The sequence below is a fragment of the Absicoccus sp. genome (assembly GCF_034090965.1).
GTDB lineage: Bacteria > Bacillota_I > Bacilli_A > Erysipelotrichales > Erysipelotrichaceae > Absicoccus > Absicoccus intestinalis.
The window spans coordinates 22,386-37,030 of the sequence record NZ_JAXDRQ010000030.1; the positions used below are offsets into that span (position 1 = coordinate 22,386).

15 protein-coding genes are annotated in these 14,645 nt (G+C 38.3%); 2 read left to right on the top strand and 13 right to left on the bottom strand.

Going from position 1 to position 14,645, the window contains the following annotated elements; genetic code table 11:
- Window positions 1–2: 2 nt before the first annotated feature.
- The 5 genes from SOS22_RS04445 to SOS22_RS04465 are packed head-to-tail and all read right to left on the bottom strand — an operon-like array spanning window position 3 to window position 3,286.
- A complete protein-coding gene (locus SOS22_RS04445) occupies window positions 3–767 on the bottom strand; it encodes a ChbG/HpnK family deacetylase (RefSeq protein ID WP_320596457.1) in 765 nt (254 codons plus the stop codon).
- Between the two features lie 5 nt (window positions 768–772).
- On the bottom strand, window positions 773–1,609 hold the full coding sequence (locus tag SOS22_RS04450) for a PTS system mannose/fructose/sorbose family transporter subunit IID (RefSeq protein ID WP_320596458.1): 837 nt from the start codon (window positions 1,607–1,609) through the stop codon (window positions 773–775).
- A gap of 12 nt (window positions 1,610–1,621) precedes the next feature.
- Window positions 1,622–2,386 (bottom strand): PTS sugar transporter subunit IIC, encoded by a 765-nt coding sequence (locus tag SOS22_RS04455; protein WP_320596459.1) that lies wholly within the window; start codon window positions 2,384–2,386, stop codon window positions 1,622–1,624.
- A 17-nt stretch (window positions 2,387–2,403) separates the two neighbouring features.
- Window positions 2,404–2,877 carry a PTS sugar transporter subunit IIB gene (locus tag SOS22_RS04460; RefSeq protein ID WP_320596460.1) on the bottom strand — a complete coding sequence of 158 codons (474 nt, stop codon included), beginning with the start codon at window positions 2,875–2,877 and terminating at the stop codon, window positions 2,404–2,406.
- Complete coding sequence (locus SOS22_RS04465) at window positions 2,870–3,286, bottom strand: PTS sugar transporter subunit IIA (protein ID WP_320596461.1); 417 nt, start codon at window positions 3,284–3,286, stop codon at window positions 2,870–2,872. Before SOS22_RS04465 ends, SOS22_RS04460 begins: the two co-directional genes overlap by 8 nt.
- Window positions 3,287–3,554: 268 nt before the next feature.
- Between SOS22_RS04465 and SOS22_RS04470 the strand changes: the two genes are divergently transcribed.
- Window positions 3,555–5,852, top strand: a complete 2,298-nt coding sequence (locus tag SOS22_RS04470) for a hypothetical protein (RefSeq protein ID WP_320596462.1) — start codon at window positions 3,555–3,557, stop codon at window positions 5,850–5,852.
- Window positions 5,853–6,126: 274 nt separating this feature from the next.
- Here the strand turns inward: SOS22_RS04470 and SOS22_RS04475 are convergent, their stop codons facing one another.
- The 8 genes from SOS22_RS04475 to SOS22_RS04510 form a co-directional block, all read right to left on the bottom strand.
- Window positions 6,127–6,258, bottom strand: coding sequence for a hypothetical protein (locus tag SOS22_RS04475; RefSeq protein ID WP_320596463.1), 132 nt, complete (start codon window positions 6,256–6,258; stop codon window positions 6,127–6,129).
- 126 nt (window positions 6,259–6,384) lie between these two features.
- Window positions 6,385–7,638, bottom strand: a complete 1,254-nt coding sequence (locus SOS22_RS04480) for a Zn-dependent hydrolase (protein WP_320324791.1) — start codon at window positions 7,636–7,638, stop codon at window positions 6,385–6,387.
- A 2-nt stretch (window positions 7,639–7,640) separates the two neighbouring features.
- On the bottom strand, window positions 7,641–8,687 hold the full coding sequence (locus SOS22_RS04485) for a polyamine ABC transporter substrate-binding protein (RefSeq protein WP_320596464.1): 1,047 nt from the start codon (window positions 8,685–8,687) through the stop codon (window positions 7,641–7,643).
- 12 nt (window positions 8,688–8,699) lie between these two features.
- Complete coding sequence (locus SOS22_RS04490) at window positions 8,700–9,554, bottom strand: dimethylarginine dimethylaminohydrolase family protein (protein WP_320596465.1); 855 nt, start codon at window positions 9,552–9,554, stop codon at window positions 8,700–8,702.
- A 2-nt stretch (window positions 9,555–9,556) separates the two neighbouring features.
- The gene (locus tag SOS22_RS04495) at window positions 9,557–10,357 is read right to left on the bottom strand and encodes an ABC transporter permease (RefSeq protein WP_320324794.1); all 801 of its coding nucleotides are present in this window, start codon (window positions 10,355–10,357) and stop codon (window positions 9,557–9,559) included.
- Window positions 10,354–11,187 carry an ABC transporter permease gene (locus tag SOS22_RS04500; RefSeq protein WP_320324795.1) on the bottom strand — a complete coding sequence of 278 codons (834 nt, stop codon included), beginning with the start codon at window positions 11,185–11,187 and terminating at the stop codon, window positions 10,354–10,356. The genes SOS22_RS04495 and SOS22_RS04500 overlap by 4 nt, the downstream gene beginning before the upstream one ends.
- Window positions 11,188–11,199: 12 nt before the next feature.
- A complete protein-coding gene (locus SOS22_RS04505; RefSeq protein WP_320324796.1) occupies window positions 11,200–12,300 on the bottom strand; it encodes an ABC transporter ATP-binding protein in 1,101 nt (366 codons plus the stop codon).
- A gap of 128 nt (window positions 12,301–12,428) precedes the next feature.
- Window positions 12,429–13,613 carry a PucR family transcriptional regulator gene (locus SOS22_RS04510; protein ID WP_320596466.1) on the bottom strand — a complete coding sequence of 395 codons (1,185 nt, stop codon included), beginning with the start codon at window positions 13,611–13,613 and terminating at the stop codon, window positions 12,429–12,431.
- Between the two features lie 127 nt (window positions 13,614–13,740).
- On the opposite strand from SOS22_RS04510, the gene SOS22_RS04515 reads away from it, so the two are divergent.
- Window positions 13,741–14,592, top strand: coding sequence for a dimethylarginine dimethylaminohydrolase family protein (locus SOS22_RS04515; RefSeq protein ID WP_320596467.1), 852 nt, complete (start codon window positions 13,741–13,743; stop codon window positions 14,590–14,592).
- The last annotated feature ends 53 nt before the right edge of the window (window positions 14,593–14,645 follow it).

The following is a 14,645-nucleotide window of genomic DNA, read 5'->3' on the forward strand; positions in this document are numbered from 1 at the left end:
ATTCATATCTCCTTTGAAGTAATAAAAATTTCTTGATCCAATCCACATGCTTGGAAACTTTCCGGAATATGTCGTCCACCGGTATAATCATCAATCAAACGATGACCAATCAATACAGGATGGACATACACTTCCGCTGCATTGGATTCCAACAATATGGATTCCTTATTCTTTAAATTTTTGGTATATGTGGCCACACTACTCGAATAATCAGGATGTTTAATTTGTAGATCCCCAAATTTCTGAAGCCATCGATGTCCATAATGATCACGAAAAGCGGATCCATTAAAATAGCTATTCCCAATAAAACGCATCGATTGAAATTGATACTTTTTTAATAAAGGTAATAACGCTTCTAACACGGACATATCATAAAAGGCACAATGATGGGAATCGATATTCATAGAAGTAAATCCCGACGCCAAATACTTTTGGATCTGTGCTTCCAATTCTTCCTGAATGATATCGACTTCACGTGCAAAATATTTACGCGTAAAATCAGGCCGATAATCAAACATATCATAACGAGCATAGTGTTTTAAGGAACGAATTCGCTTACTTAGAGGCGTTCCCTCAAACAGATTGATATGCAAACCAACTTTGTCCATAAAATCATATTTTTGCGCTAGATCAATAGCTTCATCCAAATAATTGGAATTGATCATGACCGATGTTTGTGAACAAAATCCATTTTGCATCGCATAGACCACACCCAAATTGGATTCATGCGTTTTCCCAAAATCATCGGCATTCAAAATAATTCGCATACGACTTAGAAGAATCCAATTAATGTGCCTACAACACCAATACAAATCAAGATGACCAAGATCCAATTGACATTGATCTTTTTACGCAACATCCAAACAGTCAATAATGTGACACAAAGTGGTAATAGATTTAAGAAGATGGTATCAAATACATCCGTTTGTAGATTGAATGTTCCACTGCTCAATTTCAAGACCAAGCCAGATTTAACTGTTACATACGAAGCGGCCAAACCACCCAATACCGTTGAACCAACAATGGTTGCTTTTTCGGTGACCGTTTTGATCAAACCACTACTAATGATCTTGGTGATTCCTTCACGACCACTGTAGTAGCCCTTCATGTATGACCAATATCCTTCACCAAATAAGACAACAGCAATGATGACCACATAAAGAATAGGAGCCACGAAATTTCCGGTTTGGGCCATGCCTAATAAAATACCCAGCGCAATTGGTGATAATGTACCTTGCCAAATCGTATCACCAACACCCGCTAATGGACCCATCAAACCAGTTTTTACACTAGAGATCATTTCTGGATCAATATCTTGTCCATTGGCTTTTTGTTCTTCCATAGCCAAGGTCATACCCAAAATACAACCGCCTAGGTTTGGCTCGGTATTGAAGAATTCCATATGACGTTTGCAAGCCTCTTTCATTTCTGGCGTATCTTTGCCATATAGCTTTTCCAAACAAGGAGCGAGAGCATGTAATACACCTGTTGCTTGCATACGTTCATAGTTATAGGTACTATGACTGAAGAATGTCCAAATCAGATAGGATTTAAAAATATCTTTTTTTGTTAATTTCTTTTCATTTTTCACTACATTATTTTCACTCATATTCGGATCTCCTTATTCTGCTTGTTCCGAAGCGGTTTTGGTCAACATCGCTAAAATCACAGCCAACATACCAATGACCAACAATGGCAATTTGAAGTAAGACAACATGAGGAATCCCAATAAGAAATACAAATACGCTTTATTTCCCATCGTTGAAATGATGGCCTTAAAGTTCATCGCAATACCTAATGCCGGCAAAATCGTACCCACTGTGGTCAAACAATCGATCACCGGTGTTCCTTGTAAACTATTCAAAATACTCGTGATCGCACCCGTACCACTATAAACGGCAACCGCAACGGGTACCGTATATAAGATCACCTTAAAAATCTGACTTGGCACAATATTCCAGAAAATAATTTTTTTGACATCGCCAGTTTCGGCAATCTTATCCACACGATGGACAATAAAAATATCGCCAGTCATATAGATCATCCAGATCAAGTTGCCTAATAGTGAAATAGGAACAGCCAAACTAACGGCCACCGCTGCCGATGTATTCGATAAGATCGCAATGGCTGTACCTACAGTACCAGCCAAACCTTCATCCATCGTTTGTGCACCACCTGCAGTAATTTGAGCCAAATACGTGACGTTAATAGCCGCACCAACAATCAATCCTTTCACAGGATCACCAAGAACCAAACCAACTGCTAGACCTTGCATCATAGGTCGACGGAAAGCCCAACCTAAGTTTACGGTAAACCAAGGCGTACCATTCGCACCTAAGTAGTAAATCAAACCAATCAAAATAGCTTGAACAATAGTAATATTCATCTCTCTTTCCTCCTAATTTAAATAAGTTTTTTTAATTCTACAGATTCCATATTTGGAACCACCTGGATATAAACATGAACTCCTTTTACTAATAATTCCTTGAATGTATCGCGCTCCGAATCACTCACGGCAATATTTTTATATAATTTTTTTCGTTCTTGTTTGGAACCCATGCCACCCAGATTGATTTCAGAAATATCGACGCCTTTATTGATCAGATCCAAATACGTTTCTGGACTTTTCGCTAGTAAGATCACATTTTCTGCACTTCGATTTTTCAATAAATATTCCGCTGCTTGATCCACAGTCAATGTCTGTACCGTTAAATTTTTTGGGGCTGCACCCGCAATGACCGTACTTAAGAAAGGATCCTTAGCCACTTTATCATCTACGATTACTATTTCTTTACCACCAACATACGACACCCATGCCGTCATGACTTGGCCATGGATTAATCGATCATCAATTCTTGCTAAAACAATATTACTCATGATTCACCTCATTCACTTTTTTGTAAGAAAGATCCGTAATGCCATCTTTCCCTAACGTAAGCAAATATTCGCTCAATGGATACGCATCCCATTCGTCTCTTTTCATCACACATTCCAATACCATGGGCAAATTGACACCTGTGATACAAACGATATTTTTATTTGAGAATTCACTGATTCCTCGGGCTGTTGCATTAAAAGGACTCGCGCCCAATAAATCCGTAAATACGATGACATTTTCTTCCGACTTATCGAGGGCCTGCAGGATCTCTTCAGTAAATGCATCGATGCTCTTATCCATGGTTAAATGAAAGCAAGCCATATGATCAATTGGACCCATGATGGTTTCAGCTGCTTCTTTTAATCCATTGGCCAATGAGCCATGTGTAGCTAATATAATATCTGTCACGTTCAAATCATCCTTCCGCTTTTATTCTGTGGTCGGTGTACACTTTAACCACGTTCACTATAACAAAAAAAGCGAAGAAAGAAAAAAACACTTCATTTTTGTGTATTTTTAGTGTGATACACTATTTATAGTCTTATTAAACGCTTTATTTTCACCATTTATTTATTTTCGTGTATAATAAAATCAAAAGAGTGTGATTCTAAATTTTATAAATAATTGATTATGTGTAACATATTTTCAAAAAATATCACGCGAAAAGGAAAAAAATATGACCAACAAAGATACCATTTTTCAATTGATCCACGAAGAAACCGAAAAAAATATTGCTGAAAATCGCTATGATTTTGAACGCTGCACTGCTGTCATTCTATCCAAGTCCTTGTTCCAAGATCGTACCAATGTATCCCGAATCCTCAATGAATTATTTCGTGAAGGCAAGCTTATCAAACTCAGTGGACGTCCTGTTAAATTTATTTCCAAAGATTCGATCCAAACGCATTTTCCGTTTTCTAACATTCCAACTACCATTGAAAAAGATAAGACCCTGGCGGACTATTTACGATTTCAAAACCAATCCACCAATGAAAGCTTTGCGAAATCCTTTCATATGGTTGGTGCCAATAAAAATGGCTCCTTATACGAAAACATCAATCGCATCATGAGTATTTTTTATCTTCCCGGCGACATCCTAAAAATCATCATTCTTCAAGGCAATCCTGGAACAGGAAAAAAATATTTTTTAGAAGAAGTCCATCAGCGATACGCCAAACTTTCCATGATCCCTCATCCAAAAGACATTCACTATTTTGATATTGCTGATTTCTATCTGCATATGGATGCCTATATTCACGAATTTAAAACCAATCAAGAAACTACATTTGCGATCGTATCCAGCGATAAAGAACTCACTGAATTGGTCTTAAAGAAAACCATTCAACGCTTTGAAATTGAATATATTCATGCCCAACAAAAACCCATCCTCGCTTTTTTATGCACCAACGATATGGAAACCATCCCCTTCCTTCGCTATACGCCGTTTTATTTAAAGTTCTCTTCGATCAAAGATCGTCCTGTCATTGAATTTCTCGATTTGGTCACCCTCTTTATTCAAAACGAGGCCCAGCGTATATCACGAACTATCCAAATGACAAAGCCTTTTTTAGAAGTTCTTTATGAAAACATCATGGACATTGGTCAATTAAAAACAACCATCATTCAATTGGTTTCCTATGCTCTTCTGCAAGCCAATAAAAATGCCAATTCGAATAATATTCTTTTAGACGCCCAAATTTTGAATGATTTTTTCCAATATACAACTCGTTCCCACATATTGGATACCCTTTCCTTACCGGATATGTTTGTGATCACACCCAATGTACCCTATGACCAAATCCAACTGTCATCCACGCCTTCCATTGATATCCAATCGGATCGGTGGAAACCAACCATTGTCCAAAAGTATTACTATGATTTTATGACCTATCAAGGAGCGATCGAATACAACGATGTGAAGTACAATTCGGCTTTGTATGCCGTACGCAAAATTTTAAGTAAACATCTACTGGCAAAACAAATCCCATTGATGAACTATACAGCTTATCAGATCATCGAAATTTTACGTACCAAAGAAAAAGAGCCAACACCAATAAAAATGGATTATAAAAAAAGCCTATTCACGCGTATTTCCAATGCCTTAAAAAATCAGGGATTTTCATTATCGGACAAACAATCCACTCGCTTGTTATCCATTTTGCAATGTGCCGATCAATTATCCACCAATGTAAACTTGCCCATCATCTTCATTTCAAGATATGGCTATTTGATCCAACAATACAAAAATATTTTAAATTTGTATTTTCAAAAAAATATCATCCAGGCCTTTACGCTATTTCCTGACCATTCGCAAATCAGTATCGATGATCAGATTGAAACCATCTTTGATCAAGTGATCGAATACGATAAAGGCGAAGGTATTATTTTATTCACAGATAAAGACTATCGCTCCAAAATCGGGAATCGCTTCTTTATCTATTCCAATACGTTGACCCATTGCACCGAAATCGATAGTTTTTTCATGTTGTTTAAGACCGTTGATCAAGTACTGAAAAACAACACCAATGTGCTCAACATCACTCCCAATTTATTGATGGAACAAAATGACGCCAAAAAATATTTATCTCAATGTGATCTCAATCAATATGCCGAAAGAACCGACAATCCTGGTTTGTTGATTCAAAACAAAGTTATTCCGGGCATCAACATCTTTGAAACTAACGAAATTTTTTATAAGTTATGTAAAAAAGTAGCCAAAAAACAAGCAATCCCATTGAGCAATCGCTTTGTCTTGGATTTTATTTTTCATTGTAACTGTATTTTGTTTGAAACCAAAAACAACATATTGCTTCGAGAAAACCAAGACATCTCAATGGATAAAAAAATGGTTGAAACCATCAAGCATCTCTTTCTTGAATCCGAATATCTACAAGCCTATCCGTTTTCAGAATTGGATTATCAAACCATTGCACAAGTGGTACAAAGCCATCAAAAAAGCCCCCATGTATCGTGATGGGGGCATATTTACGATTTTACTTGAACGCTTTCAATTATGTACATTTCATTCGATGGGTTCACGAATACATGCATCCACTCCACAGCCAAACAACTTATTGTTTTCGATGGCTACTTCTTCCATCCCAATTCTTCTTGACCAATCAAATGTGCATTTTCATTGGTCAAATCACAATGAAATGATATCGGTATGTTCTAAAACATACTTTACATGCACACGCATCAAAAAATCCTTAGCTATACTGAGTTCATATCGTTTAATGAATTTTCATTTATTCCTCAAGTGCTTTCTTCAGATCATCCATGTTTGTATAGCCTGGAACATTTGGATCACGAGAAATTTGTTTGGCTTCCTTCGCTGCCTCAAGAAGCTTATCTGTTTGTTTTTTGGTATTTTTTGCCATATGCTGATCTCCCTTTTATTTATTGTAAACCAAAATGATGATTAACTTGTAAAAAAGCCCTCATTTATGATTCATGAGGGCTCTACGCTTTTAGAAGGAGGGAATGTAGAAAAGCGTAAGATATATTTATGTCTGATCAGCTTTTAATACAGCATGCAACATGACAGAAGCACCTTGGGTACATTGTTCTGGAGAAGAATATTCTTGTTCACAATGGGATAAGCCATCTTTGGATTGTACAAATATCATTGTGGTGGGAAGCATATATGCGGCAAACTGGGCATCATGTCCCGCACCCGAATGGATTCTTTGATAGTTTGTATGCAATTCTTTTGCGGATTCTTCCACATAATCAATCAATTGCTTATCAAAATATACCGTTTCTCGTTCCCATGCTTTTTCAACCTTGCAGATACAACCATCCCACATCTCATCTTCAAAACGTTTGACGATCTTCAATACAGCATCTCGGACTTCTTTCTTTTCATGACGGACATCGATACAGAAATCAAAATAATCCGGTACGCATGTATGTAAATTGGGATGACAAGATACTTCACCCGTGGTATAGACAAGATCTTTATAACCTAATGAATCAATGCGTTTATGTAATTCAATCAGTGCATGACTTGCTGCTAAAAACGAATCTTTACGCTTAGGCATGGGAAAGGTTCCTGCATGGGTCGTTTGACCATAAAACTTCAAACGATAGTTGAACATGCCCAATACACAATCCACGACTCCAATATCTTTATGATGGTCTTCTAAGATGGGGCCCTGCTCAATATGTGTTTCAAACATATATTGGTATGTATTTGGAGTGATTCGATTTTTCTTATCCCCTTTATAACCCGACTGTTCAATGGCTTGTTGGAAGGTCATCGTATCGCCTTTGGAAGCCATCATATTTTCTTCTTTATATTTGGAACGCACATTCTCGGGTAAATAATCATAACAGACAATGCCACTCGACATCATACAAGGCGGATAGAGAGAACCTTCTTCATTGGTCCAGATCATCGCTGTGATCGGATGGATATGCGGAATCTGCTCTTTCTGGATGGTTGTCAACACTTCCATCGCACTCATGACACCTAAAATTCCATCGTAATTGCCTCCGTTCATGACCGAATCCACATGCGATCCCATCACGATCCGTTTAGCATTGGGATCACTACCTGGTAAGGTTGCATAGACATTGGCAATATCATCCGTTTCGATTTGCGCGCCAATCGCTTTCATTCGTTTGACAAATTCATCTCTGGCTTGGATAGCTTCTTTGGACAAGGAGAATCGCGTAATGCCTCCATGTCCGGTAGCCCCAAACTTTGAAAATGTATCGATCAAATTTGTCATTCGTTCTAAACTACACGTGATCATGATCAATCCTCCAGTAACCAGTTCTGGAATTTTTCATTGGCTTTATCATAGTTTTTGGCCCACCATTCAGGATTAAACCATACCACTTGATCTTTGTAGTAATCACTCGAAGGAATCTTACGAATGGTTGCATCATCCAAATATTGATAAGCCCCTTGATTGACAGGACCATACGATACGGTCTTCGCAAAACGAGCCTGTGCTTTTGGACGCGTAACATAGTTGATAAATTCATTCGCTAATTTTTTATGTTTCGTACCTTTGATAATGCCCCAGTTATCCGTAATACATAAGGCTTGATTGTAGTTGTAGTCAACTGCTTCCCCTTCATCTTTTGCATCTTGAATACGACCGGACCATGCTGAAGCGAGATCTACTTCATTGGACGATAACAATTGGGCGGGTTCAGAACCCGATTCCCACCATACACTGACACTATCTTTGACTGTATCTAGTTTATTCAAAGCACGATCAATATCAATTGGATACAGATCTTCTGGAGCTACCCCATCAGCCAACAATGCTTCTTCAAATAAATGGATGGGATTCTTATAGAAGGTTCGCTTACCTGGATATTTATCCGTATTGAAGAAATCTGCCCAAGTTTGCGGACTTGTTTGACTATTGTATTTTGATGTATTATACGCAATGACTGTCGCAAACGTATATGCCCCTACCCCTTTCTTCGAAGTGTAATCTTCAATGCCTGTTTTATCGACAATATCATAATCAATATCCTCTAAATATTTAGCCCCTGCATAGGTCCAATAGGAATCTAAAGTTGCTACATCCCATGTGACATTGTCGTTATTGACCATGGTTTGGATCTTAGAATAATCGGTATAACTATCCCACGTGATCTTGCAGTTATATTTCTTTTCAAACCCTTTGGCAGCGGCTTTAATTCCATCTTCCAAAGCACCACCCCACGTACAGATCACTAAGTTTTCTTTTCCCGAATTTGCTGAAGTATTGCCACAAGCTGCTACCGAAACACTCATAGCACCAGCTGCTAAAACAGTCAATCCTCTTTTCCATAATTTATTCATCTCACATCTCTCCTATTCTGCTTCACGAATCAAGGGGAAAGTCATGCAGTGAATGCCCCCACCACCTTTTACGATCTCACTGATATCCACTTCAATGACTTCCAAACCGAATTCACGCATCCGCTGATTGGTCTTGGTATTGGTATTGGCGGAAATGACTTTGCCATCCCCCAATCCTTGAATATTGGCCGCATAAGCCAGTACTTCTTCTTTCGTAATTTCAATCATCTTGAAATTCCGTCGTTTAAATCGTTGAACAATACCATCGGGCAACAAATCAGGACAAATAATAACTGTATCTTTCGCAATGATATTGATGATGATATCAATATGAAGATATTTACGATCCACATAGATAGGTGTCATTTCATAGCCTAAATCGGATAATTGGGCTTTGACACTATCAAAGCCAGCCGGATCGGTACGATCGATTACCCCCATTAATAAGGTATTTTCATCTAAGAAACAAAAGTCGCCCCCTTCAAAACAACCTGCAGTACAACGGGCAATACAAGGAACACCCAGTTCTTTTAATTTCTTTTCATAGAGAGCTGTTTCCGGTTGTCGTACCGGTTCTTTAAAATGACCTAATACATAGCCTTCTTTTAAACAAATGCCAAAGTCACGGGCAAAGATTTGATAGGTCAATCCTTCTTTCGGATCGATCAATTCAACTTCTACGCCATTGTCTTCATACGATTGAATCAATGCTTTATGTTGTTTTTTACACAATTCATAATCCATTTCATAGCCTTGTTCCATCCATTTTCTTGAAATCCCATTAATAGGTTCAATACGATAATAATCAGCTGGACAAAGCAACACCTTCTTTAATTTTCCATATGCATTGTTTACAAAAGTCGCCATAATTAGATCCTCCTCTCCGACTTTTTATCTATATACAATTGAATACATCCATATAGGATGAATCCAAGTGCAACCACAACGATGATCAAAGCCGATAATGCCGCTAGTGTCGGCTTGATCTGTTGGTTGATGCCATTGTACATTTTCATTGGAATGGTCATGACCGATGGATCAACCACAAATAGAGTGATCGCTATCTCATCAAACGAGGTCATAAACGCAAAGAGCGCAGCCGAACCAATCGATGGCATCAACATTGGTAAAACAATATCTTTAAAAGCTTGTAGTCGTCCTGCCCCTAAATTACGGGCTGCCATTTCATATTGATCACCAATCTTTGATAGTCCGGCCATTAAAGCACTAACGACAAATGGAATAGCTACCATCGTATGACAAATGATCAATCCCAAGTACGTACCATTCAAATGCAGGCGAGATAATAGAGCGTACATGGAAATCGCTGTAACAATAATGGGTACCGATTGCGGTAAACGAAAACATTCATAAAAGATCGTTTGGATCTTGTTAGATAATTCACGCAATCCTAGTGAAATCATGATACCGAAAAGCAAAGAAAGAATGGTCGTACAAATGGCAATAATGATAGAATTTTGAAAGGCAAATGCCCATTCCGGATCGGAAAACAAATCCTGATACCATTGGGAAGAAAATTGGGTAATGGGAAATGTGATATAGGTAGAAGCCGATAAAGATACCGGAATAACCAATAAAATTGACAACAAGATCACAACCAAAGTGATGGTCGTCAATACATTGGAAATGCTGAATTTTCGCTTTCTCATTTGGATTCTCCTTTCACTCTACCCAACCTTTGAGTGATGAGCATGATAAGGATGGTCACGATGATCAATACCACCGAAATGGCAGCTGCAAAGTTCCAATTCAATTCCACATTGATGGCTTGCTGGATCAATTGCGACATCATCGTATTGGATTGACCACCTAGTAAAGCGGGTACGATATAGTAGCCCAAAGCATTCAAGAATACGATGGAAAAACCACTTACGATGCCAGGTACACTCAATGGCAAGAAAATCTTACGAAAAGTATAAAATCGACTAGCACCTAGATTTTCGGAGGCCGTCAACAAATTGGTATCGATTTGTTGCATGATGGGAGTTAGTGAAAAAATCATGTAAGGAAGAAAAATATAGGTCATCCCACAAACGACACCAAAATAGGTATGTAACAATTGAATAGGTTGATCAATCAGACCAAGCCCCATAAGAATGGTATTGATAACACCATGTTGTTGAAGCATGATGATCCAAATATAGGTCTTCACTAAAAGACTGGTCCAATATAAGATCTGCACGACCGTATTGATCACGATCTTCCCTTTTCGAGAAGCCTTCGTGATGGAATAGGCAATGGGATAGCCCAATACCAAACTAAGAACGGATACGATCAAGCTTAAGGTGAAGGTATTTTTTAATACATTCATATATAAAGAAGTGGCAAAAAAGCGTTGGAAATAAGCAAGGGTAAAACCACTCTCATCAAATACTGACCGAATCAATACCTCCATCAAGGGAATGACCATAAAAAACAGAATGAATACGAATGGTGGAATCAGAAATAAACGCATAGGATTTTCTTTGATTGTTTTCATGATCACCACCACCTACTCTGCAACCGGAATCAGATCTTTTGGATAGAATCCCACCTTGATGGGAGCTCCACGTCGCAAATCATATTTACCCCGTGCATACGTTTGTACCCGTAACATCAAGCCTTCTTCTGATTCAATTTCCAAATAGTAGGCATCTCCTACATAGGTCGATTGGTTGATGAAACCTGGTAGAACAATACCTTTAAAATCCGCTTGTACCATACGGAATCGCTCTGGACGTAAAACCAAATACATGTCCTGTCCTTCATGGAACCAAGAAGTACGCTCACCCAATTGAACCGGTACGATCTTGCCATCGTTTAATTTCACCCGTGCCTGGTCATCATCGATGGAAAGAATATGTCCATCCAAAATGGTTGATTCACCGATAAAATTCGCAATAAAGCGACTATTCGGATATTCATACAAATCTTCTGGTGTCGATATCTGACAGATCTGACCATCACGCATGACACAGATCTTATTGGCCATGGTCAAGGCTTCTTCTTGATCGTGGGTAACCGAAATCGTTGTCAAACCCAAGTCTTGATGGATCTTACGAATTTCCCGTTGCATTTGTTTTCGCAATTGTTTATCCAGAGCAGCCATTGGCTCATCCAACAACAACACCAAAGGATTGAACACGATTGTTCGAGCCATGGCTACTCGTTGTTGCTGACCTCCTGAAAGTTCTTTTGGATATCGCTTGTTGTAACCTTTCAAATTAACAACTTCCAAGATGTTTTCCACCATTTCTTTTCGTTGATTGGCTTCGATCTTGCGAATCTTTAATGGATAGGCAATATTTTCTTCCACCGTCATATGTGGGAACAATGCATAATTTTGAAACAACATGCCAAAATTCCGTTGGTTGGCTTCTCGATCAACTATATCTTTTCCATCCACTAAGATCTGGCCTTCACTGATATCTTCAAAACCAGAAATCATTTTTAAGACCGTACTCTTACCTGCTCCAGAAGGACCAAGAATCGTCACAAAATCGCCCTTCTCTATCGTTAGATTTACATCTTTGACTACTTCGTTTTTACCATATCGTTTAGTGACATGTTTTAATTCCATCCGTTTTCCAAGACCACCCGTCATCGCTAACATACAATCCCTCCAAACAAAAAACGGAACTAACTCGTTCGGTTAGCTCCGTTGCTATGTCTAGATATTAGTATGTTCCTCACCATCTCTCAATGTTTACATGCATAACTGTTTTTATGCACCATGCACAATCAAGATTTTATCGCTGTTAAAAAATGTTTGATTTCAAAAGCCGTATTCAATAGAAATAAAGTATGTATATCATTCAAAGAAATATCTAAGATTTCTTCAATTTTATTCAGTCGATAGCGCATCGTATTTCGATGAATATACAGTCGTTTACTGGCATCCAACGCATTACAGTTACAATCCATATATACTTTCAATGTTTCACACAAATTGCCATGGGAAACTGAATCCGACACCTCCAGTTTCCCTAGGATTTCTTGATAAAAGGCGTACAGCGGTTCCGTTTGGGAAATACACCCTAGCACTTTATAGATACCAAGATTGCGATACCATTGTACATATTGATGTTGATCATCCGCAAATTTCACCGCTAAAAGGGCTTCATTGCGTGCTTCTTTGTATTGCAAGATTCCATTCTTTCGTAAACTGATTCCTACTTGGATACGAACCTTTTCTTTGTTCCAATATGACATTCCAATCGAAACAAAAATGGATTGAATTTGTTTTTGATCGAGTGTATCCGAAGGAAATAAGACCAATAATCCATCGGGTTCTGGTAAGACAATGACATAACGAATGCCTTGATTATCAAACGCATTCCGAATCAAATTCTTGATATATTCCTCATTTTCGCGATCCCGAATTTCGATCCGTGCCAATACACATTCTCGACCAAAATCAAAATGATAAATCAAACCCATCTTGATCACATCTTCTTCACTGGAATAGTTGCCATATAAAATACTGGACAGAAGAGATTCCAATGACGTATAAATATTTTTTTCATTGACGATTCGCGTACTGATAATTTGTGACAAATCAATCAAACGAATGGTCCATGGCAATTCAAACAACGGAATGTTTTTTTCATTGGCTAGATTCATCAAAAAAGGCGTTGTTTTATCTTTTTGAATAATGATGCCCGATGCACACTTTTCCTCTGAATTGTAGACCAACTTACTCACAAATTCATCGTTCTGAATGATATCTTCATTCGTGATGACCATCAACTCACCACCTTGGATCCAATGGCTATATTTTTCCGGATCTTCATAAAAGGTATCATTGACCACACGCATGGAATCCGCAAAATATAACCATCGCACATGCCGATATAACCCCTTTTGGCCAGCTACCAATTCGAGTTCTTTGAGATCTTCTATTTCTAAAATATCACCACAAATCATACAATCACCTTCTATTCATGGACGTACTATAGCACATTTTGTATTTCATGCACAAAAGATATTGTTCTCGCTACTAATGTATTTCAAAAACTATCGCCCTATGATAAAGCTATCAAGGAGGTACGATATGAAAGAATTTGTATGTAACGGCACGGATCCACTCAAACGAGTGCTATTGTGTCCACCAACGTATCATGAATTTGAACCCATTAATGTGATCACAGAAAAATGGCTCGATGAAAAAGAAACGGTCAATAAAGAAAAATGTATGGCCGAACACCAATTGTTGATAGATGCCTATGAAAAAAACGGTGTGAAAGTCGAATTGATGGATCCTAAACCCGGTCTTCATTATGAAGTCTTTGCCCGTGATTTTGGCGGTTGTGTCAAAGAAGGCTATATCATGGGATCGTTTCGCGAACCTTGTCGACAAGCAGAAACAGCCGAATATGAAAAGAAAATGAAAGAATTAGGCATTCCGGTTATTGCACGTTGTACAAGTGGTGCTTTTGAAGGTGGTGATTTCTGGATGTTGGATGACTATACCATTGCCCATGGCATCATTGCCCGAACCGATCGAGATGGCTTTGAAAATGTGAAACGACAAGTCGAAGAGCTTGGTTATACCATGGTCGGCGTTCCTTGTGCGCGTCGCAATCTGCATCTGGATATGTGCTTTAATATTGTTGCCGAAAAAGTAGCTGTGGTCTGTGAAGAAGCACTCCCTGAATTTTTCATCAACATGTTAAAAAAACGCAACTTTACCCTGATACCCATTCCGCAAGAAGGTGTATTTAAACACTTTGGTAACCTACAAGCCTTAGGCAATGGCAAAGTATTGACGTTGAAACAAAATGTGGAAGTCAACCAAAAAATGTGCGCCCTTGGTTTAGAAACCATTGAATTGGATATTACTGAAATCTTAAAAGGTGGCGGTGGCCTTCATTGTATGACCTTTCCCTTGGAACGACATGCCTGAACTATGTGTCTACATAGTTCTTTTTTTATAGCTTGAGAATGTTTATACTTATA